This is a genomic window from Streptomyces aidingensis, assembly GCF_900112355.1.
Classification (GTDB): Bacteria; Actinomycetota; Actinomycetes; order Streptomycetales; family Streptomycetaceae; genus Streptomyces; species Streptomyces aidingensis.
This window is the reverse complement of the sequence record NZ_FOLM01000005.1, coordinates 143256-164910: the sequence shown is the minus strand read 5'-3', so window position 1 is coordinate 164910 and position 21655 is coordinate 143256. Positions and strand designations below refer to the sequence as shown.

Below are 21655 nucleotides of genomic sequence, written 5' to 3'. Positions count from 1 at the left end.
AGACCGGCGCCGGAGGGCGCCGGAGGACATGTCGGATCACAGCGGAGGTGAGGCACCGTGCCCGCACGCGAGGAGCTGCCGTCCACTCTGCGGCGCTCGCCCAAGGACGCACAGGAGACCTGGAGCAAGGCCCATGACTCCGCCGTGGAGACCTACGGCGAGGGCGAGCGGTCCCACCGGACGGCGTATGCCGCGCTGAAGCACAAGTACGAGAAGGTGGGCGATCACTGGGAGCGCAAGGAGGGCGGCCGGAAGGGGCCCTCCGATCCGAAGGCGTCCTCACCGCGCGGCCGGGGCGGGCGCAGCGGGGAGGGCGTGGACGAGAACGCGTCCAAGCAGCATCTGTACGAGGTGGCCCAGAAGCTGGACGTCTCCGGCCGCTCGAAGATGGACAAGGGTGAGCTGCTGGACGCCATCCGCAAGGCCAACCGCTCCAGGACCCGCAAGTCCCGCGGCGGCTGACCCGGCCGGGTGCCGGATCGGGATGCCGGGATGCCGGGATGCCGGGAAGAAGTTGACCCAAAAGTTGAGAGGTGTTCGCTTACCGGGGCTGTCGGCTCATGGGTGGGCTGCGGCACGGTACTACCGGCAGGTAGCGCCCCTGTCCGTCCCGTCCCCCCACCCCGGGAGCAGCCATGCAGCGCCGTACCTTTCTCCGTGCGACCTCGGCGGGAGCCGGGGCCGTCGCCCTGTGCGGAACCCTCTGGCAGGGTGCCGCGGCCCACGCCGCTTCCTCGGCCGGCACCCCCGCCTCGGCCGGGCCCTACGGCCCGCTGCTGCCGCCGGGCGACCTGGGCGTCGCCGTACCGCGGGGCTTCTCCGTCCGGGTGGTGGCCCGGTCCAGCCACTGGGTGCGCGGCATTCTGTGGCACCCCGCGCCGGACGGCGGCGCCTGCTTCCCGGACGGCGACGGCTGGATCTATGTCTCCAACTCCGAGATCCCGCTGATCGGCGGTGCCTCGGCGCTCCGATTCCGGCCGGACGGCACCGTCGACCGGGCGTACCGGATTCTCAGCGGCACCACCCTGAACTGTGCCGGCGGTGCCACCCCGTGGCGGACCTGGCTGTCCTGCGAGGAGACCTTCCGGGGCCGGGTCTTCGAGACCGACCCGTACGGCAGGCGTTCGGCCGTGGCGCATCCGGCGATGGGCCGGTTCAAGCACGAGGCGGCGGCCTGCGACCCGGACCGGCGGGTGGTCTATCTGACCGAGGACGAGGGGGACGGCTGCTTCTACCGGTACACCCCGCACACCTGGGGCGAGCTGGACAGCGGCCGGCTGGACGTGCTGTGCGAGTCGTCCGGCGGCGGGGTGGAGTGGCGCCAGGTGCCCGACCCGTCCGGCCCGGTCTTCGGCCGCCAGACCCGCCACCAGGTGTCGGCGGCCCTGCACTTCGACGGCGGCGAGGGCTGCCACTACCACGACGGTGTCTGCTACTTCACCACCAAGGGCGACAACCGGGTCTGGGCCTATGACGCGGAGGCCGGCTCACTGGGCGTGGCCTATGACTCCACGGGCCCGCTGGACGGGGTGGACAACATCACCGGCACGGCCGGCGGCGACCTGTATGTGGCCGAGGACGGCGGCAACATGGAGATCAACGTGATCACTCCGCAGGGCGTGGTGGCGCCGGTCGTCCGGATCGACGGGCAGGAGGAGTCCGAGATCACCGGCCCGGCCTTCTCCCCCGACGGGACCCGCCTGTACTTCTCCTCGCAGCGCGGCACCTCGGGCAACGCGGCCGGCCTGGGCGGCATCACCTACGAGATGTCCGGCCCGTTCCGGCACTGACTTCCCCCGGCACCACCGGCCGCCGGCTGCGGCCGGTGGTGCGCGGCGGACGGCCCGGTCAAGGGGACCGGTGAGTAACTTCCGCGAAGATCTATGCGCGTAACTCGCACAGCGCGTTGTGTCATGTCCATCCCAAATCCGGGAATCAGCCAGGCTGACGCAGCGGACGGAGCGGACCCCCGCGGGCGGCGGCGCGCATCGCAAGGCCGCCGCTGCCGCCGCCACAGGGCGCGGGCGGTCCCGCTCCCTCCGTCCCGCAAGCGATCTGGAGGAACAAACGGTGCAGAACCGCAGACCGTCCAGCAGACAGACCCGCCGCGGCTTTCTGGGCGCGGCGGCGGCAGCGGTCGGGGGCCTGGCTGCCGCACCCGTCGTCATCTGTTCCGCCCCGGCCCATGCCGCGGCCGGGGACCTTCCGGTGGTCAACCGGCCGGACCACCCCGCCGCCGCCTATCCCGCGGGCGCGGCCCGCTCCGCGCACCCCGAACCGCTCAACGCCAGCGTGGACTGCGAACTCACCGGGCGGGGGGTCTGAGGATGGCGGTCTTCGTCACCCGCGCCCAGTGGGGCGCCCGGGCACCGCGCAGCCGCTCCACCAACATCGCCCCGGGCAACGGCGGGGTGACCGTCCACCATGTCGACGCGGTCCGGGTGGCGCGGGCCCGTCACAGCGACTGCGCCGGCCAGGTGCGCGGCATCCAGAACCACCACATGGACACCAACGGCTGGGCGGACATCGCCTACTCCCATCTCACCTGCGTGCACGGCTATGTCTTCGAGGGCCGCGGCGAGGGCCACCGCACCGCGGCCAACGGCACCGACTCCGGCAATCAGAACTGGTACGCGGTGTGCGGCCTGACCGGCGGCACCGCCTCCGGCTACGACACCATCACCAGCGGCCTGATCGACGCCTTCCATCTGGCCATCACCCGGCTGCGCTCACTGGGCGGCGCGGCCACCGCCGTCAACGGCCACCGGGACCACAAGGCCACCGCCTGCCCGGGGAATCTCTATGCCCTGGTGCAGGACGGCACGCTGGACCCCGGCGGTGGCGGCGGCGGCCCCACCGCCCCGCCCTGGCCGGGGGTCTACTTCAGCTATCCGCCGGTGACCTCGCACTCCAGCGTGGCCACCTGGCAGCGGCGGATGCGCGACCGCGGCTGGACCATCGGCGTGGACGGGCACTACGGCCCGCAGTCGAAGGACGTCTGCCTCGCCTTCCAGCGCGAGAAGGGCCTGACGGCGGACGGCATCGTCGGCCCGGTCACCTGGGACGCCGCCTGGACGGCCCCGGTCACCTGACCACCGGACCGCCCGGCCCGGCCCGTTCCCCGGCGGGCCGGGCCGGTGCCGTCTCACCCCCGGCCGGGGCCGCCGTCCTCGCCGGCGGCCGACGGCCACAGCGCGCGGAGCGCGGCCACCGCCTCGGCCCGGTCGGGCGGGGCCAGATCGCGCAGGAAGTACACCAGCCGCTCCGCCCAGCGGGCGGTCCAGGCGTCGCGGGCCAGCTCCTCGTCCGGGGCCAGGCTCAGGGCGTCGGCGGTGGTGTCCAGCCGGGCGAGCTGCCGCTGGCGTTCCCCGTCCCGGGGCCGGAACCGGGCGAACCAGTCGGCGGTCGCCTCGCGCACCCCGTCCCAGTCGTCCGTCCCGATGGCTCCGACGATGCCGCCCGCGGCGTCCGCGGCGATCCGTCCGACCGGTTCCGGCAGCATGCGGCCCCCTTGCCGTTGTGCCCCTTTGCCAGACCAACACCCAACTGCGCCAGACCCTAACGGAGTTCACCATCACCTGCGCCGCCCGCCCGCCGGAATCCGGCGGCGCCGGAGCCGGAGCCGTAAAGCAGGATTGCTTCCTGCCTTTACAGGACGGGACGCAGGGGTGTGCCCCCGGCGCCGCGGGGCGCCGGGGGCACGTGGGGGGCGGACAGCGAGGGACGCGGTCAGGGGGTGCTGGTGAAGACCGCGACGGTACGGGCGGGAACGGTGAAGGTGCCCGTGGTGCCCGCGTACCCGGCCTCCTTGACGACCGGGTCGGAGCCGTCCGCCTGGACCGGGTGCAGGGCATAGCCCTCGCCGGCCAGCGCGGAAACGGTCTGCGACCGGCTCTCGGGGGTCGCGTTGAAGACCACGACCAGTTCGCCCGCGCGCATGGTGATCACGCCCGGGGTCTCCCCCGCGGTGCCGGAGAGCGGGAAGGAGACCTGCTCCTGCACCTGCTCCAGGGTGTCCAGGCGGAAGGCGTCCTCGGTGGACCGGATGGTGAGCAGGTCCCGGTAGGCGGCGGCGCTGTGGGCGATCTCCGCGCAGCCCATGGACAGGGACGGGTTGGTCAGCAGCGGCGCGGCATACGGCCACTTGTCCTCGTTGTCCCAGGCCGGCGGCAGGCCGCGGCCGAAGCCGTTGCCCGCCTCGCAGTCCCAGAAGATGGTGTTGTACCAGTCCCCCGAGTTGTAGGAATTGCGGTCCAGGGACTTGGAGCGCAGCAGGTCGCTGCCCGCCTGGCCGAAGGCCGGGCCCTGGGAGAGCAGGGCGGTGGCCATCGCCAGCACCTGCATCCGGGACCGGTCGGCGGCCGAGGTGCCGGCCGGGAGCTTGTAGGCGAGAGCGTCGAACAGCGTTTCGTTGTCATGGGCGTCGACATAGGCCACCGCCTCGCCGGGCGCGGCGGCGTAGCCGGCCGGTGAACCGTTGTACGAGATGTCGGCGCCGGTGACGGTGGTGCCGTCCGAGGCGGTGAAGGTGTAGTCGGCCAGGTTTCCGGTCAGGCCCACCTTGATCAGGTCCTGGTAGTTCAGCAGCCGGGCGAGCTGATCGGCCGGGGAGCCGCCGCCCGCGGTGGAGGAGTTCGGCTCGGTGTACAGGCCGGAGGCGAAGCCCTGGACGCCGGGGTCGGCGTCGAACGGGCCGCCGCCGCGCACCGCGTCCCGCGCCCGGTCGGAGAAGGTCCCGATGCCGGTGCCGGCCATGTTGCGCTGGGTGGCCTGCTCGAACCGGGCGTCGCCCGCGACCTCCCCGAAGTCCCAGCCCTCGCCGTAGACGATGACCGACTTGCCGTCCACGCCGTCCCGCTCCGGGGTGAGGGAATCCAGCGCGGCGCGGACGTCCAGCATGTTCTGCCTGGGATGGTGGCCCATCAGGTCGAAGCGGAAGCCGTCCACCTTGTAGTGCCTGGCCCACAGCACCACCGAGTCGACCACCAGCTTGCCCATCATGGCGTTCTCCGGGGCGGTATTGGCGCAGCAGGTGGAGGTGGCCACGCTGCCGTCCGCCAGCAGCCGGTGGTAGTAGCCGGGCACGATCCGGTCCAGCACCGACTTCTCGTCCTGTCCGGCGGCCGGGGTGTGGTTGTAGACCACGTCCAGCACCACGCCCAGGCCGGAGGCGTTCAGGCCCTGCACCATCTGGCGGAACTCCAGGGTGCGCCGGGTGCCGTCCGGGTCGGAGGCGTAGGAGCCCTCGGGCACGTTGTAGTGCAGCGGGTCGTAGCCCCAGTTGTAGGCGTCCTGGTCGCGGACGGCGCCGACGCACTCCTGCTGTTCCGCCGAGTCGGCGGGCAGCGCGGCCAGATCGCAGTCCGGCTCCGCCCGGTCCTCGGCGCGCTCGGGTATGGAGGCGATGTCGTAGGCGGGGAGCAGGTGGACGTGGGAGGTGCCGGCCCGGGCCAGGTCGCTCAGATGGCGCATGCCGTCCGAGTCGTGCTCGGTGAAGGCCAGATATCCGCCCCGGTTGTCGGCCGTGGGGTCGCCGATGGAGAAGTCGCGGACGTGCAGCTCCTGGATGGTGGCGTCGCTGAGCGGGACGGGGCCGGGCTTGGCCAGGTCCCGCCAGCCGTCCGGGGCCAGGGCGGGATCGTCGAGATCGACGATCAGGCTGTACTCGGAGTCGGCGGTCAGGGCCGTGGAGTACGGGTCGGTGACCTCGTTGGTGACGATGGCCTGGGCGTCGGGCGCCCAGACGGTGACGTGGTAGCGGTAGGGCTTTCCGTACCACTTCTTCTTGCCCTTGACCGACCACACGCCGGAGTCGTCGTCGCGGCGCATGTCGTACAGCCTGCCGTCCACCTCCACGGCGACCTGCTGCGCGGTGGGCGCCCAGAGGGACAGCACCGGCTTGGTGACCTTGTACCTGTCCTTCTTCTTGTCCTTCTTCTTGTCCTTCTTCTTGTCCTTCTTCTTGTCCTTGTTCTTGTCCTTGTTCTTGTTCTTGGCTTTGTCCTTGTCCTTCTTGTCGGGGAAGGTGGGGCCGAGGTCGGCCGTCAGGGCCTCCTCCGCGTAGAGGTCGTCCAGCACGCCGGCGATCTGCACGCCGGTGGCCTGGGTCAGGGCACCGTTGGCGGCGCGCTGGGTGGCCAGCAGCTGGCCGCGCAGCGCGTCCTCCACCCGGTCGGCGTCGCGCGGGTCCACGGCGTAGGCGGGCAGGTCCGCGAGGTGCGGGTACTTCGCGCGCTGGGCGTCGGTGAGGGTGGTGGGCCGCAGCCGGATCCAGTACCCCTCGTGGCTGAGCGCACCGTTCTCCACGGTGAGGGAGCCCTCCGGGTCGTAGACGAGCTGGGCGCTGCCGCCGCCGGGGATCTCGGCCGGCCAGACCACGGTCCCGGCGTCGATCCACTGGGCGTGCGCCTGCTCCGGGTTCAGCACGGCGGCCGTGCCGGAGCCGGGCAGCAGGTACTTCTCCTCGCCGGCCAGCATCCAGATCTCCCGGCCGTGGGAGGCGAAGGAGAGCGACTGGTCGGCGGGCAGGTCCTTTTCGTCGCCCTTGTGCAGGATGTAGCTCAGTGAGGTGGCGTCCTCGGTGAGCGGGACCTCGAAGACCGCGCCATAGGCGTCGAAGCGGGCCGGCAGCAGCGGCTCGGACCAGGTGGTCTCCACGGCGGCGCCGGTCCACACATGCAGGCCCCAGCCGTCGTAGTCGCCGTCCGGGCGGCGGTAGTGCAGGGTCGCGGTGGTCTCGTCCTGCGGCGGGTAGACGCCCTCGGGCGCCTCGGTCAGGGCCTCGGCCTTGCCGGCCTCCACCCAGATCTCACCGGTGCTGGTCAGATCGATGGAGCGGTCGGCGTCGGTGTCCTTGGTGCCGTTGCCGTCCACGATCAAATAGCCGAGCGAGGAGGCGCCGGGGGCCAGTCGTACCCAGGCGAAGGCGCCGTAGGCGTCGCGGCCGGTGAACGGGCGGCCGTGGGGCCAGTCGGTGAACTGCTCGCTCTCGTGCAGATCGCCCCAGGCCCAGAGCGACCAGTCGTCGTAGTCGCCGTCGGGGCGGTGGTAGTGGATGACGGCCCAGTCGCGGGAGACGGCCTGCGGTGTCTCCTCGGGCGGGGTCTCGCCGGAGGCGGTCTCGCCCAGGGCGGAGGCGGTGGCACCGGTGGAGTCCACGGCGACGGCCTTGTAGCGCAGCGCGGTGCCGGCCGGGGTGGTGGCGGGCACGGTGTGGGTGACCCGGTACGGGGCCTGGTCGTCGGTGCCCAGCACCTCCCATTCGGCGTCGCCGGTCTGGGCGGCGAACACCACCCGGTTGCGGGCGTCGCCGCCGGTGACCTCGGCGGTGATCTCGACGGTGCCGGTGGCTCCGGCCCCGGGGACGGTCAGCTCGACGGACGGGCCGGTCTGCGGGCCGGGCAGCGGCGCGTCGGAGCGCAGCACCACGGTGGACAGGGCCGGAACGGTGAGCTCCACGGTGTTCTGGTAGGAGACGGTGAGCGCCTCGGTGTCGCCGTACAGCGGCCGGTAGCCGGTGCCGGCGGCGGTGCCGACCGGGACGGTGACGGTGCGCGGCCCGGTGGCGTTGTTGGCGGCGACCAGGTATTCGGTGCCGTCCTCGCCGGTGCGGGTGTGGGCATAGACGCCCGCCCCGTCCTCGGCGTGGCGCTGCACCTGGGTGCCGTCGCGCAGCGCCGGGTGCTCCTTGGTGAGCGCGGAGAGTTCCGCGATCGACCGGTAGAGCGGGTGGCCGGTGTCGTAGGCGTCCTGGTCGTGGCCGGCCTCGGTGCCGATCCGGTCGTCGTCCAGATAGCCGGGGGTCTGTGAGGCGAACAGGGTGGCGCGGGCCGCCTTGTCGCCGCCGCCGGCGCCGGTGAAGCCCTGCTCGTCGCCGTAGTAGACGACCGGGTTGCCCCGGGAGAGGAACATCAGCTCGTTGGCCAGGGTGGCGCGGCGCAGCAGTTCGGCGTCGTCGGCGCCGGGGTTGTCCTGGGCGATGAAGCCGTTCATCCGGCCCATGTCGTGGTTGCCGAGGAAGGTCACCTCCTGGTACGCGTTGGCGTGCCCGTCGGTGTAGCGGTAGTCCTGCTCGAACAGGCCGGCCAGGGCCTGTGCCGGGCCGCTCTGCGAGACATAGGTGCGGGCGGCCTGCTGGAAGCCGAAGTCGAGGGTGGCGTCCAGGCCGCCCTCGGTGACATAGGGGGCCATGACGGCGGGGTCGGCGGAGTAGACCTCGCCGAACATGAAGAAGTCGTCCTTGCCCTGCGCGGCGGCGTACTCGTTCATGGCCCGGGCCCACTGGGTCCAGAACTCCATGTTGACGTGCTTGACGGTGTCGATCCGGAAGCCGTCGACGCCGAACTCCCCGACCCAGGTGCGGTAGATCTCGGCCATGCCCTGCACGACCTCGGGGCGCTCGGTGAACAGGTCGTCCAGGCCGAAGAAGTCGCCGTAGCGGGAGTTCTCGCCGGCGAAGGTGGAGTCGCCGCGGTTGTGGTAGAGCGTGGGGTCGTTGAGCCAGGCCGGGACCTTGGCCTGCTGCTCGCCGTCGGGCACCGCCGGGGTGTAGGGGAAGGAGTCGCGGTCCAGTTCGGGGAACTCCTGCCCGCCGGCGGCGTCCGCGTAGCCGGTGTCGTCGAACGGGCGGCCGTCGGCGGTGAGATAGGGGAAGGCGCCCTTGGAGAGGTACTCGTAGGCGTCTTCCTGGTAGTAGTTGACGTCGGCGGTGTGGTTGGTGATGACGTCGAAGAAGACCTTGATGTCGCGGTCGTGGGCCTTCTCGATCAGTTCGGCGAGTTCCTCGTTGGTGCCGAAGTGCGGGTCCACCTGGGTGAAGTCGGTGATCCAGTAGCCGTGGTAGCCGGCCGAGGCGTTCTCGCCCAGGCCCTGCACCGGCTTGTTCTTGAAGACCGGGGCCATCCACAGGGCGGTGGTGCCCAGGCCCTCGATGTAGTCCAGGTTGTCGATCAGGCCGCGCAGATCGCCGCCCTGGTAGAAGCCCTCGTCGGTGGGGTCGTGGCCGTGGTCCAGCCGGTCGCCGGCGATGCCGGCGGTGTCGTTGGCCGGGTCGCCGTTGGCGAACCGGTCCGGCAGGACGAAGTAGAACTGCTCGCCGGTCAGCGGCTGCCGGGGCGCCTCGGCCGCCATCTCGGCGTCCGAGGGCGGTGGCGGCGTGGCCGCGGCGGCCGGCCAGGCCACCGCGTAGACAAGTGTGGAGAGGGTGCCGGCGGCCGTCAGGGCCGCCAGTCCTCTGCGTGTACGACGGGATCGCAGCACGCGAGGGCTCCTTACGGGAGGGAGATGGATGTGGCGGGCGGGCCGCCCGGCCGGCGGGGGGCGTGGAGGCCGGGCGGCCCTGGGTTGCCGGCGGCGGGCCCGGGCCAGGCTCGCGGACGCCGCCGGTCGCTCACTCTCTACGAGCGCCAGGTGTCGTTGAGGGTGAGCGTTCCGCTCGCGGGGACGGTGGCGGTTCGGTTGCCACCGTTTTCCCAGGTCACCCCGGACTGGCCGTCCCACTTGCGGAGGTACTTGTATTCGATGGAGGCCCCGGCGGGCAGTTCGACGTCGAGCCGCCAGACCGGGTAGTCGGCGGAGCCGAGCGGCAGCGCGTTGCCGGTGTCCCAGCCGCCGAGCTCGGGGATGTTGCCGACCACGTAGACGTTCTCGCCCCACTGGGTGTGGGCCTCGACCCCGAAGGAGACCGCGGGGTCCTCCTGGCCGCCGGTGGTGGTGCCGGTGGTGGTGCCGCCGGATGTGGTGCCGCAGGTGCGGGCGTCGGCGTGCAGGGCGAGCGCGGTGTGTGCGCCGAGGGTCGCGGTGAACTGGCCGGAGCCGCCCACCGTCACGGTGTTTCCGCTCTGCACGTCGCAGTAGTCGCCGGACGGCAGGGAGGTCTGGAAGGTGCGGCTGAGCGGGCCGCCCTCGTGGTTGATGACCACATAGCCGCGGTCGCCGCGGCCGAAGGCGATGGCGTCGTTGTTGTTGTCCCACCAGTTGGTGACGGCCTGGCCGCGGGTGGCGTTGCGGAAGCCGACCATGGAGGAGATCTCCTGCCAGGCGTGCTGGCACTTCCAGCCGCCGGTGTAGCAGGCGGTCACATTGCCGTTGTCGGGCGGACCGGCGTCGCGGTCGGTGAACTCGTAGCCGGAGTGCACGTCCGGGCTGCCGTAGGGCCAGGCCAGCATGAAGACGTTGGCCAGGGTGTAGGCGGCGTTGTCCTTGTAACTGAGGGTGGAGCCGTTGCGCTCGGTGTCATGGTTGTCCACGAAGACGGCGGCCTGTCCGCTGGAGAGGTAGCCCCAGGACTCGCCGAAGTTCTCCAGGTGGGCGAGGTTTTCGTGCTGGAAGATCCGCTTGAGGTCGTGGGCGTGGCGGAACTCCTGGACGTCCCCGGCGCCGGTGTACTCGCCGGGGTGGATCACCTCGCCCTCGCCGTAGATGACTTCCTGCTTCCAGTAGACGTCTCCGCCGTTGACCCGGGTCTTGATCTGCTCCAGGTGCTCGGCCGGGATGTGCTTGGCGGCGTCCACCCGGAAGCCGGACACCCCCATGGCGAGCAGGCTGTTCAGGTAGTCGGCGATGGTCTGCTGGACGTAGGGACTGCCGGTGTTCAGGTCGGCCAGGCCGACCAGCTCGCAGTTCTGCACCCGCCAGCGGTCATTGGTGTAGTCGCTCTGCTGGATGTCGGTGCGGCAGCCGTTGAAGTCCCAGTCGCTGTAGACCGGGTAGCCGTACTTGGTGTACGGGGTGCCGCCGGTCCCGGTGCCGGTGCCGGCCGACATGTGGTTGATGACGGCGTCCACGATCACCTTGACGCCGGCGTTGTTGCAGGCGCCGACCATGTCCCGGAACTGCTGCTCGTTGCCGAGGCGGCCGGCGATGTGGTAGCCGACCGGCTGGTACTGGGTCCACCAGGCGGGGCCCTGGATGTGCTCCTGCGGTGGCGAGACCTGGACGAAGCCGTAGCCGGCCGCCCCCAGGGAGGGGCATTCCCGGGCGATGGAGTCGAAGTTCCAGGAGAACAGGACGGCGGTGACGTCCTTCTCCCCGGGCGGGGTGGCCTGGGCGGCCGGGGGCACGGCGAGCGTGACGGCCGCGGCACCCGCCGTGGCGAGGCCCGCCAGGGCGGTGCGTATGGATCTCCTGACGCCGGTTCTGGGCATGGAGGACTCCCTTTGGAGGTGAGGGGGGTGCCCGCCCGGCGTGTCCCCGCGCCGGAGCGGTCCTGGCAGCCACCTGGGGACGCGCCACGCCCGTGAGGCTGAAGCCGGGCGCGGCACCGCTCGTCCGGCCACCGCGCCCTCTTGCTGCAAGTTCGCTGAACCTTGTAGCAATTCCTTGCAAGGGAGACCGTAGAGCGCCCCCGCAGACCGGTCAAGGGGTCGCGCAACGCCCCCGCAATCTCCGCGCCGCCTTGCCGCAATCTCTTTCGCAAGAACTTTCCGGCTGCTACCTTCAGCGCCACCCCCGGTCGGCCGGGGGCCGGCCACCTCCACACCCCGCCGGCCCCACGCGCCCGGCCGACCGGGCCTTGTGGCGCGCCGGCGGCGGCCGGCGGCGGCAGCGGGACGGGCCCCGCCGGTGGAACCGGCGGGGCCCGTGCGGAAGGGGGTCAGCGGGTCAGGGGAGGGAGATGCCGTGGTTGTTGATGGCCTCCACGACCGGCTGGTAGAAGGTCGTGCCACCGGTGCGGCAGTTGCCGGAGCCGCCCGAGGTCAGGCCGATCGCGCGGTTGCCGGAGAACAGCGGGCCGCCGCTGTCGCCCGGCTCGGCGCAGACGTTGGTGCGGATCAGGCCGCCGACGATGTCGCCGCCGCCGTAGTTGACCGTGAAGTTGAGGCCGGTGACGGAGCCGGAGTGGCAGCCGGTGGTGGAGCCGTCACGCCGCACGGACATGCCGACGGTGGCGTTGGAGGCGCCGGTGATGGCGACGATCTGGCCGTTGCAGTTCACCGAGCTGGGGTTGGACGAGCTGCCGCTGAGACGGATGTAGCCGTAGTCGTTGCCCGGGAAGCTGGAGTACGCGGTCGGGCCCAGGTAGCTGGTGAGCGCGGCGTTGGCGTACCAGTCCGGGTAGCCGTCGGTGCAGTGGCCGGCGGTGAGCGCGTAGGCGCCGCCCTGGACGTTGAAGCCGAGCGAGCATCGCCAGCCGCCGCTGGCGTAGATGGCGTCGCCGCCGTAGAGCAGCCTGGTGATCTTGCCCTCGACCCGCTCCACCTTCAGGGCCGCGGCGTTGGCCCCGGCCTCCTTGCGGATCGCGGCGAGCTCCGCCTTGGAGACGGTGTCGTCGGCGAGTACGGTGACGGTGTCGGTTGCGGGATCGACCGCCCAGGCGGTTCCGCTGACGTCGGCGGACTTGACCGCCTGCTGGGCCTGGGTGAGCTGGGCGGCGCTGAACTCGGTGGCGGGCTTGGCGGTTGCCGAGCCGGGGATGACCAGGGCGAGGGCCGCGGCCAGGCCGGCCCCCACCGTCAGCAGGCGGCCGACCGAGAGGGCATGCCGTCCGCCGGTCACGGACTTGGGAGTGCGCTTGAGCCTCACACGTCCTCCTGAGGGGAGATGAGCGGATCACGCTCATGAACGGGAGCTTTCGGAAAGGCGCAGGTCAAGGAGCGATCGTTTTTGCGTGCCCCTGACAGAATTTGAGTATTGGTTACCAACCAGTGGGTAACAAGGGCAACTTCCGGCCGCTCTCCCGGCCGCCGCGCCGGGCACCGGCGCCCGGCGGCCGAGCAGCGGCGAAATCCCCCCGTAACCCGCTCCCGCCCGTCCGCGCCCCGGCTCGTGACCGGTCCCCGCGGTATCCGCCTGTCCGGAACCCGACCGTCGGCCCACCCGCCGCCGGGGACCGGGCGACCGCACCCGGGGCGATGGCGCCGCCGCGAGGCCCCGCCGCAAAGAAGGGATGTGTGCCGAAAATGCCGGACTACCGAGGGTGGACAGCGTGTGTCTGCCCAAATACAGTGGATCGGGGCCTTTATTGGGCGGTCCGGTCCCAAGGCCCTTGCTCTCCGACGCCGTAAGTGCTGAACGGAAAGAAGGAGAAGGCCGTCATGCCGTTATCGGCGACTGACCTCGCAACGACCGGCAACACACTCATCACCATTCACTCGGCATTCTTCGAGAATGTCTGCCTCCGCATGGACGGCACCGGGGTGACCGCCCCGGCCGACGACGGAGGCGGCACGGTCAACTGTCAGTACGGTCCAGGTCCCTGGACGTCGTACAAGGTCCACCCGCAGGCCGATGGTTCATTTTCCTTCGAGTCGGCGGCCTTCCCGAATGTGTTTCTCCGCATGGACGGAAACGGAGTCCCGGATTCCATGGCCGGCGGAGGAACGGTCAACTGCCAATACGGCCCCGGGCCCTGGGAGAACTTCCATGCCCACGCCCAGGCCGACGGTTCGTTTTCCTTCGAATCGGCGGCCTTCCCGGGCGTCTACCTCCGCATGGTGACCGACAGCGGCGTGACCCCGGAAACCGGACCCGGGGGAACGGTGAACTGCCAGACCAACGCCAACGGCGGCGAGCACGAGAAATTCTTCATCGATCCGGCCTGACGGCCGGCGGCAATTCCCCGGGGCCGGGTCCGGCATGACGCCGGGCCCGGCCGCCGGGCCGGGTCAGCCGGCGGGCGGTGCTGCGGCGGTGGAGCCGCGGACGACGAGTTCGGGCTGGAAGACGAACTCGGTGTGGTGGACCAGGTTGCCGCTGATCTCTTCGAGAAGGGACGAGACGGCGGCGCTCGCCATGGCCCGCACCGGCTGGCGCAGCGTGGTCAGCGGCGGGTCGGTGAAGGCGAACAGGTCGGAGTCGTCGTAGCCCACCACCGAGACGTCCTCCGGGACCCGCAGGCCACGCTGACGGGCCGCGCGGATGGCGCCCAGCGCCATCATGTCGCTGCCGCAGACGATGCCGGTGCAGCCCGCGTCCAGCAGGGCACTGGCGGCGGCCTGGCCGCCCTCCACGCTGAACAGCGTGTGCTGGACCAGCCCTTCGGCCACCGCCTGCCGCTCGGTGCGGGCGGTCTCGGCCAGAAAGCCGGTCAGCTTGCGCTGCACCGGGACGAACCGGCCGGGGCCCACGGCCAGTCCGACCCTGCGGTGCCCCAGATCGCGCAGATGCCGCACGGCGATCCGGGTGGCGGCGGCGTCGTCCGGGGAGACGAACGGCGCCTTGATCCGGCTGTGGTAGCCGTTGATGCAGACGAACGGCACGCCGCGCCCGGCGAGCCGGGCGTAGCGGGCCGGGTCGGCGGTGGTGTCGGCGTGCAGCCCCGACATGAAGACGATGCCCGTCACGCCGCGGTCGACGAGCTGCTCGACGAGCTCGTCCTCGGTGGCACCGCCCGGGGACTGGGTGCACAGCACCGGGGTGTAGCCGTGGCCGGACAGCACCTCCTCGATGACCTGGGCGAAGGCCGGGAAGATCGGGTTGGTCAGCTCCGGGATGACCAGTCCGATCAGCCCGGCGCTGCGCTGCCGCAGCCGCACCGGGCGCTCGTAGCCGAGCACGTCCAGCGCGGCCAGGACCTTCTGCCGGGTGGCGGCGGCCACGCCCGCCTTGCCGTTCAGCACCCGGCTGACCGTGGCCTCGCTGACCTCGGCCTGCTGGGCGATGTCGGCGAGACGGGCGGGGCCGGCCGCGACTCCGGTGTCGGTCATGCGGACCACCAGGCGGTGGTGTCGGCGGGCAGCGGGGAGGCGCCGGACCAGGCGGGGTCGCTGGCCAGCAGCAGGGTGCCGGGGGCGGACAGCGGGCCGGTGAGCCCGGCGGGGGCGGTGGTGGTGTTGGCGGCGCAGACCAGCACCCGGCCGTCGGCGGCCCGGCGGCGGAAGGCGAGAACGCCCTCGGGCACGTCGTCCAGCCATTCCACGGCGTCCCCGGCGCCCAGCGCCGGGTGCTCGCGGCGCACGGCCAGGGCGGAGCGGTAGAACTCCAGGGTGGAGGCGGGGTCGCCGGTCTGCTCCTCGACCGAGAGGCCGCCCCAGACGGCGGGCTGCGGCAGCCAGCTTCCGCCCGCGCCGAAACCGTAGGAGGAGCCCTCCCGGGTCCACGGGATGGGCACCCGGCAGCCGTCGCGCAGCCCGTCCTGGCCGTTGTCCCGGAAGAAGGACGGGTCCTGCCGGACCTCGTCGGGCAGGTCGGTGACCTCGGGCAGGCCCAGTTCCTCGCCCTGGTAGAGGTAGGCGGAGCCGGGCAGCGCCAGCATCAGCAGGGTGGCGGCGCGGGCCCGGGCGAGCCCGCCGCCCAGCCGGGTGCGGTGGCGGACGACGTCGTGGTTGGACAGCACCCAGGTGGAGGGGGCGCCGACCGGCCGCATGGAGTCCAGGGACTCGTCGATCACGGCGCGCAGCCGGCCGGCGTCCCAGGCGGTGTTCAGGTAGTGGAAGTTGAACGCCTGGTGGAGCTCGTCACGGCGGACGTAGAGGGCGGTGCGGTCCGGGCTGGGGGTCCAGGCCTCGGCCACGCCGATCCGGGCGCCGGGGTACTCGTCCAGAATCCGGCGCCAGGCGCGGTAGATGTCGTGCACCCCGTCCTGGTCGAAGAACGGGAGCCGCTGGGTGCCCAGCAGCCGGAGCTGGCCGGAGGACCCCATGTCGGGCAGGCCGGCCGCCTTGACCAGACCGTGCGCCACATCGATGCGGAAACCGTCCACGCCCATGTCCAGCCAGAACCGGAGCACCGAGCGGAACTCGTCCTGGACCGCGGGGTTGTCCCAGTTGAGGTCGGGCTGCTCGGGGGCGAAGAGATGCAGGTACCACTCGCCGGGGGTGCCGTCGGGGTCGGTGGTGCGGGTCCAGGCGGGGCCGCCGAAGATGGACTCCCAGTCGTTGGGGGGCTCGGAGCCGTCCGCGCCGCGCCCGGGGCGGAAGTGGTAGCGGTCGCGCAGCGGCGAGCCGGGGCCCTCGCGCAGGGCGCGCACAAACCAGTCGTGCCGGTCGGAGGAGTGATTGGGCACCAGGTCGACGATGACCCGCAGGCCCAGGTCGTGGGCGTCGCGGATCAGCTCGTCGGCGTCCCGCAGCCGGCCGAACATGGGGTCGATGGCACGGTAGTCCGCCACGTCGTAGCCGGCGTCGGCCTGCGGGGAGGCGTAGAACGGGCTGAGCCAGACGGCGTCCACGCCGAGCTGCGCGAGGTGCGGCAGCCGGGCGCGGATACCGGGCAGATCGCCCATGCCGTCGCCGTTGCCGTCCGCGAAGGAACGCGGATAGATCTGGTAGATGACGGCGTCGTGCCACCAGCCCGGCTGGTCACCGGTCGCGGACGGAGCCTGCGCGGGCTCGCTGTCCGGCTGGATGCGGTCGGCGAGGTGCTGGGTCATGTTTGTCCCTGTTGTGCGGTGGTGGACGGGTGCGGGGTACGGCGTGCGGGGGGGTGCGGGGCGGCCGGCGGCGGGCGGGCGGTCCCGGGGCAGGCCGCCCCGCGCGGGTGCCGGCCGTCAGGCCTTGGTGGCGCCCGCGGTGAGGCCCGCCTGGAGGTGTCTCTGGGCGTAGCCGAAGACGAGCGTGGCGGGCACCGCGATCAGCACCGCGGCGGCCGTCATGTAGTGCCAGTCCTGGGTGTACTGGTTGACGAAGGTCTGCAGCCCGCCGGCCAGGGTGAGGTTGTCCTCGCCGGTCATGAAGGCGGTGGCGTAGGCGACCTCGGCCCAGGCGGTGACAAAGCTGTAGAAGGCGGTGACCGCGATGCCCGGCTTGGCCAGCGGCAGGATGAGCCGCCAGAAGACCCCGAACGGGTTGAGGCCGTCGACCCGGCCGGATTCGTCGATGGCGACCGGGATGGTGTCGAAGAAGCCCTTCATCATCCAGGCGCAGAACGGCACCGCGATGGTCATGTAGGTGACCACCAGACCGACCGGCTGGTTGAGCAGCCCGTAGCGGGACATCAGGTTGTACAGCGGCACGATGAGGATCGCCATCGGGAACATCTGCGTGATGAGCAGGGTCCACATCAGCGGGCGCATCCCGGGGAAGCGGAAGCGGCTCAGCGCGTAGCCGGTGGTGGCCGAGATGAACACGCCCAGCCCGGTGGTGAGCACCACCACCAGCACCGAGTTCCACAGCCAGGTGGGGAAGGCGGTGTCGGTCAGGACATGGGTGTAGTTGTCGAGGCTGAAGTCCGCGACCAGGGAGAGCGAGAAGGTCTCGCTCTTCGGCTTGAAGGACGTGACCAGCAGCCAGAACGGCGGGAACAGCGCGATGAAGGAGGTGAGGAGGAGGGTGGCGTGCAGGCCGAGGGAGGCGAGCGGGCCGCGCTCGCCGCGCCCGCGGGGGCGGCGTCCGCGGGCGGCGGCGCCGGCCGGCGGGACGGCGGAGCCCGCGCCGCCGGCCGGGGCGAGCGGTGCGGGACCGCCGGCCGCGGTCCGGGCGGCGGCCCCGGCGCCGGCCTCGGACCGGGACGGCGACGGGCCGGGGGACGGGTTGGGGGACGGTGTCGTCCGGGTGGCCATCGTCACCACACCTCTCCCTGCTTGCGGAGCGCCCGGCGGTAGCCCACCGCGAACACCACGAGCAGCAGCAGGATCAGCACGCCCCAGGTGGCGGAGCCGGCGAAGTCGCGCGGGCTTCCGACAAAGGCGAGTTCGAATGCCTCGGTCACCAGGATGTCCGTGGTGCCGATCGGACCTCCGCCGGTGAGCAGGAAGATCACCGGGAACATGTTGAAGGTCCAGATGGAGCTGAGCAGGATCACCGTGGCGCTGACCGAGCGGACACCGGGCAGGGTGATGTTCCAGAACCGCTGCCAGGGGCCCGCGCCGTCCATCTCCGCGGCCTCGTACTGCTCGGCCGGGATGGACTGGAGCGCGCCCAGCATGGCGACCAGCATGAACGGCACGCCCAGCCAGACGTTGACGGCGATCACCGCGGCCTTGGCCCAGAGGGGATCGGTCAGCCAGGAGATGCCGTCGATGCCGCCGTTCTCCAGGCCGGCGTTGAGGATGCCGTAGCGCTCGTTGAACAGCATCCGCCAGGCGAAGACGGAGACGAAGGCCGGGATCGCCCACGGCAGGATGAGGGCCATCCGGTACAGGCCGCGGCCCCGGATGCGGCGGTTGAGCATGACCGCCAGCGCCAGGCCGATGGAGAAGGTGATGGCCACGCACAGCACGGTCCAGGTCACCGTCCAGCCGAGCCGGTCCCAGAACTCGCTGCCGGTGAGCACATCGACGTAGTTGTCCAGGCCGACGAACTCGTAGGTGGCCGGGATGTGGTTGACGCCGATGCGGCGCTCGACGTTCGCCTCGTCGGCATCGGTGAACGACAGGTAGACGCCGCGGACCAGCGGATAGCCGATGATCACGGTGATGACGACGACCACCGGGGCGATCATCGTCCAGGCGTACCAGTGGGTGGACAGCGCGCGCCGCAGCCGTCCGCCGTCCGTCCCGGGCGGTTTCCCGGATCCCGTTCCGGGTTCCCTGCCGGGGGTGGTGCCGGTCGCGCGGCCCCGGGCGGGGGCACCAGGGGTCGTGGTGCCCACGGCCGTCGCCGCGGACCGGCTGCTCGTGTCAGGCATGGTGCCCGTCAGCCCTTCGTCTTGTGTCCGTCGTCAGACCCGTGCCGACCGGTGCGGCGCGGGATCGGTGCCTTGCCGGGTGCTGCCGCCGCGCCGGCGGAGCGGTCCGCCGGCCGGTGCGGCCGGGGCCGCCGCCGCGCCCCGTCCCGCCGTGGGCGGCGGGGGCGGCGGCGGCCGGCCGGTGCGGTCACTCCCAGCCGAGGGTTTCCCGGTAGGCGTCACCGGTCTGCGCGGCGGCCTCCTCGGGGGTGGCCTCGCCCAGCAGCAGGGCGGCGATGGACTCGGTCAGCGGCTCGAAGAAGGTGCCGGCCTCGGGAATCCACGGCCGCTCCTTGGCGACCTCGACGGCCGGGGCGAAGAACTGCACCATCTCGTTGGAGGCGACGGACTCGGCCTCGTAGACCGAGGAGCGGGTGGGCAGCAGGCTGAGTTCCTCGGTGATCCGCTGCTGGCTCTCGGCGGAGCTCATGTACTTGACGAACTCGTAGGAGGCGTCGAGGGCGTCGGAGCCGGCGTAGACGCCGTAGTTCCAGCCGCCCTGCGGGGCGCCCTGGCCGCTGCCGCCGGCCGGGACCGGGGCCACGCCCAGGTTCTCGGCGCCGATGGCGGCGGTGGCGTCGGCGATCGCCCACGGGCCGTTGAGCATCATGGCGACATCGCCGTTGCCGAAGGCGTTCATCATCGACTCCCAGCCGTCGGTGGTGTCGGTGATGGCGGCGCCGGAGTCGACCAGGTCCTTGACGGCGGCGAAGGCCGCGACGCCGGCCTCGTCGTCCACGGTGACCTTCTCGGCCGCCGCGTCGACCAGGTCGCCGCCCTCGCCGTAGAGGTAGGGCAGGAAGAAGTAGGAGTCGTCGCCGCGCAGGTAGAGCGGGGCGTCCAGGCCCTCGGCGGTGAAGGCGTCGGTGGTGTTCTTCAGCTCCGCCAGGCTTTGCGGGACCTCGGCGCCGGCCTTGTCGAAGAGTTCCTTGTTGTAGAACAGCGCAAGGGTGTCGATCACCTGCGGCACGGCATAGGTCTTGCCGTCGTACTGGGTGGAGCCCCAGGCCTGCGGCAGATAGTCCTCGGCGTTGTCCACCGCGGCGGTGTCGTCCAGCGGCGCCAGGTAGCCGAGGCTGGCGAACTCCGCGACCCAGGCGACCTCGGTGCGCATCACATCGGGGGCCTCGTTGGCGCCCGCGGCGTTGCGGAACCGGTCCTGGGCGCCGTCGAAGCCGATGTTGACGTATTCGACGGTGACCTCCGGGTGCAGGTCCTCGAACTCCTTGGCCACGGCCTCGAAGACCGCCGCCTCGGTCTCGCCCGAGGTGTCCCAGAAAGTGACGGTGCCGGACAGCTCACCGCCGCCGTTCGCGCCCCCGTTGCCGGAACCCCCGTTGCCGCCGTCGTCCTCACTGCCACCGCAAGCCGTTGCCGCAAGTGCCAGAGCCGCGATGACAGCGGTCGTCCCTATGCTGCGCCGCATGTGAACACTCCTCTTAACGATATGCCCGACTATGGGTGCGCCTGAGGCACCTGAAGCGTCGCACCACTGCGCCGCTGGGCTGTCCAGGAACGTAACAGGGGGGCAATCGTTTGGAAAGACCTTGCGGCAAATTTCTGCAAGCCTCCCCGCAAGACCTTCCGCAAGGGTTTCCAAGCTGCTAGGTTCCCGCCACTCGCCGGGCCCGGGCGCGCACGCACCGTCCGCCCGGCGGGAACGCAGTGCCGCCCCAGCAAGGACCGGAGGAAACCCATGCGACAAGCGAGGCGACGCGGCGGAGCGGCCGGCAGGACCCTGCTCACGGCGGTCGCGGCCGTGGCGCTGCTGGCCGCCACCGCCACCGGCTGCACCGGCGGCCTCCTCGGGGACGACCCCGCGCCCCCGGTGACCGGCTCGGTGACCTTCTGGGACACCTCCAACGAGACCGAGGCCCCGTTCTTCAACCAGCTTGTCGCGGCCTTCGAGAAGCAGTATCCCGAGATCGACGTGACCTACGTCAACGTGCCGTTCTTCGAGGCCCAGCAGCGCTACCTGGACGCCGCGGCCGGCGGCGAGGCGCCGGACGTGCTGCGGGCCGATGTCGGCTGGACGGCCGGCTTCGTCGCGGACGGCCTGCTGGCCGACCTGACCGGCACGGTGGCCGAGCCGGATCCGCAGGAGTTCCTGGACAACACCGTGGCCGGGCTGCGCCTCGACGGCGGGGTCTACGGGGTGCCGCAGGTCACCGACACCCTGGCGCTGCTGTACAACAAGGCGCTGTTCGAAGCGGCCGGGCTGACCCGCCCGCCACGCGACTGGGACGAGCTGCGCGCATGGGCCCTGACCATCAAGGAGGAGACCGGCGCCGACGGCATCGTGCTCAACACCGATGCCTACTACGCGCTGCCGTTCCTCTACGGCGAGGACACCGACCTGGTCGACCCGGAGAAGAGGACCATCACCGTCTCCGGCGGCCCGGCGGTGCGCGGCATCATCGCCGCGGCCGGACTGGTCTCCTCCGGCGCCGCGCCGGTCCCCCCGGCCGAGGACGCCTACTCGGCGATGCAGGGCGCGTTCAAGAAGGGCGAGGCGGCCATGATGATCAACGGCCCCTGGTCGGTCGCGGACGCCCAGGACGGCTCCGCCTTCCGCGGCGCGGACAACCTGGGCATCGCGCCCGTCCCGGCCGGCTCCACGGGCACCGCCGGCTCCCCCACCGGCGGCCACAGCCTGGTGGTCTCCGCGGACAGCCGCGACCGGGCGGCGGCCGAACTCTTCACCGCCTATATGACCGCCGCCGCACAGCAGGAGAAGGCCGCCCTCGCGCTGGACCTGCTGCCCGCCCGCAAGGCCGCCTACACCGAGGACGTGCTCGCCGACCCGGTGCGCAACGCCTTCTACTTCGCCCACACCAAGTCGGTGGCCAGACCGCCGCTGGCCGAGACCGCCGAGATGTTCGGGATCTTCCAGGAGCACTACACCGCGGTGCTGCGCGGCGAGACCACCCCGGAGGCCGGGCTGGACGCCACCGCCCGCGCCTGGCGCGACGAACTCCTCACCGGCTGGATCATCCCCACCACCGGCTGATCCGGACACCCGGCGCGCGAAAGCCGAAGACGAATGGTCACATACGGCCGGAATCGACACCCGCGGTGGGCAAGGCCGACACCTCCCCGGTACAGTCCACAA

At 71.7% G+C, this 21655-nt stretch carries 15 protein-coding genes; 6 read left to right on the top strand and 9 right to left on the bottom strand.

The annotated features are described in order from the left end of the window. The first annotated feature begins 57 nt into the window (after positions 1 to 57). From BM242_RS11785 to BM242_RS11770, 4 genes are all read left to right on the top strand, one after another. Positions 58 to 462, top strand: coding sequence for a ChaB family protein (locus BM242_RS11785; RefSeq protein WP_093838716.1), 405 nt, complete (start codon positions 58 to 60; stop codon positions 460 to 462). Between the two features lie 173 nt (positions 463 to 635). Continuing rightward, positions 636 to 1790 carry an alkaline phosphatase PhoX gene (locus tag BM242_RS11780; RefSeq protein ID WP_093838715.1) on the top strand — a complete coding sequence of 385 codons (1155 nt, stop codon included), beginning with the start codon at positions 636 to 638 and terminating at the stop codon, positions 1788 to 1790. 280 nt (positions 1791 to 2070) lie between these two features. Then, complete coding sequence (locus tag BM242_RS11775; protein WP_245834004.1) at positions 2071 to 2325, top strand: twin-arginine translocation signal domain-containing protein; 255 nt, start codon at positions 2071 to 2073, stop codon at positions 2323 to 2325. Between the two features lie 2 nt (positions 2326 to 2327). Next, positions 2328 to 3092 carry a peptidoglycan recognition protein family protein gene (locus BM242_RS11770; RefSeq protein WP_093838714.1) on the top strand — a complete coding sequence of 255 codons (765 nt, stop codon included), beginning with the start codon at positions 2328 to 2330 and terminating at the stop codon, positions 3090 to 3092. Between the two features lie 53 nt (positions 3093 to 3145). On the opposite strand, the gene BM242_RS11765 is transcribed toward BM242_RS11770, so the two are convergent. From BM242_RS11765 to BM242_RS11750, 4 genes are all read right to left on the bottom strand, one after another. Continuing rightward, positions 3146 to 3502, bottom strand: a complete 357-nt coding sequence (locus BM242_RS11765) for a hypothetical protein (protein WP_093838713.1) — start codon at positions 3500 to 3502, stop codon at positions 3146 to 3148. Positions 3503 to 3729: 227 nt separating this feature from the next. Next, positions 3730 to 9258, bottom strand: coding sequence for a pullulanase-type alpha-1,6-glucosidase (gene pulA / locus BM242_RS11760; protein WP_425443837.1), 5529 nt, complete (start codon positions 9256 to 9258; stop codon positions 3730 to 3732). 137 nt (positions 9259 to 9395) lie between these two features. Next, positions 9396 to 11144 (bottom strand): carbohydrate-binding module family 20 domain-containing protein, encoded by a 1749-nt coding sequence (locus tag BM242_RS11755; protein ID WP_093838712.1) that lies wholly within the window; start codon positions 11142 to 11144, stop codon positions 9396 to 9398. A 457-nt stretch (positions 11145 to 11601) separates the two neighbouring features. After that, the gene (locus BM242_RS11750) at positions 11602 to 12522 is read right to left on the bottom strand and encodes a S1 family peptidase (RefSeq protein ID WP_093838711.1); all 921 of its coding nucleotides are present in this window, start codon (positions 12520 to 12522) and stop codon (positions 11602 to 11604) included. Between the two features lie 482 nt (positions 12523 to 13004). Between BM242_RS11750 and BM242_RS11745 the strand changes: the two genes are divergently transcribed. After that, positions 13005 to 13541, top strand: coding sequence for a fascin domain-containing protein (locus BM242_RS11745; RefSeq protein ID WP_245834003.1), 537 nt, complete (start codon positions 13005 to 13007; stop codon positions 13539 to 13541). A 63-nt stretch (positions 13542 to 13604) separates the two neighbouring features. Here BM242_RS11745 and BM242_RS11740 read toward each other — a convergent pair whose 3' ends face one another. The 5 genes from BM242_RS11740 to BM242_RS11720 all read right to left on the bottom strand — a co-directional run bounded on the left by BM242_RS11740 (position 13605) and on the right by BM242_RS11720 (position 19969). Next, a complete protein-coding gene (locus BM242_RS11740) occupies positions 13605 to 14645 on the bottom strand; it encodes a LacI family DNA-binding transcriptional regulator (protein WP_093838709.1) in 1041 nt (346 codons plus the stop codon). Further along, complete coding sequence (locus tag BM242_RS11735) at positions 14642 to 16309, bottom strand: glycoside hydrolase family 13 protein (protein WP_093838708.1); 1668 nt, start codon at positions 16307 to 16309, stop codon at positions 14642 to 14644. The genes BM242_RS11740 and BM242_RS11735 overlap by 4 nt, the downstream gene beginning before the upstream one ends. Before the next feature lie 117 nt (positions 16310 to 16426). Continuing rightward, complete coding sequence (locus tag BM242_RS11730; RefSeq protein WP_093838707.1) at positions 16427 to 17437, bottom strand: sugar ABC transporter permease; 1011 nt, start codon at positions 17435 to 17437, stop codon at positions 16427 to 16429. Positions 17438 to 17439: 2 nt separating this feature from the next. Beyond that, positions 17440 to 18504 carry a carbohydrate ABC transporter permease gene (locus BM242_RS11725; protein ID WP_093838706.1) on the bottom strand — a complete coding sequence of 355 codons (1065 nt, stop codon included), beginning with the start codon at positions 18502 to 18504 and terminating at the stop codon, positions 17440 to 17442. Between the two features lie 187 nt (positions 18505 to 18691). Next, on the bottom strand, positions 18692 to 19969 hold the full coding sequence (locus tag BM242_RS11720; RefSeq protein ID WP_093838705.1) for an extracellular solute-binding protein: 1278 nt from the start codon (positions 19967 to 19969) through the stop codon (positions 18692 to 18694). Between the two features lie 270 nt (positions 19970 to 20239). Between BM242_RS11720 and BM242_RS11715 the strand changes: the two genes are divergently transcribed. Beyond that, complete coding sequence (locus BM242_RS11715; protein ID WP_093838704.1) at positions 20240 to 21553, top strand: extracellular solute-binding protein; 1314 nt, start codon at positions 20240 to 20242, stop codon at positions 21551 to 21553. Positions 21554 to 21655 lie beyond the last annotated feature (102 nt).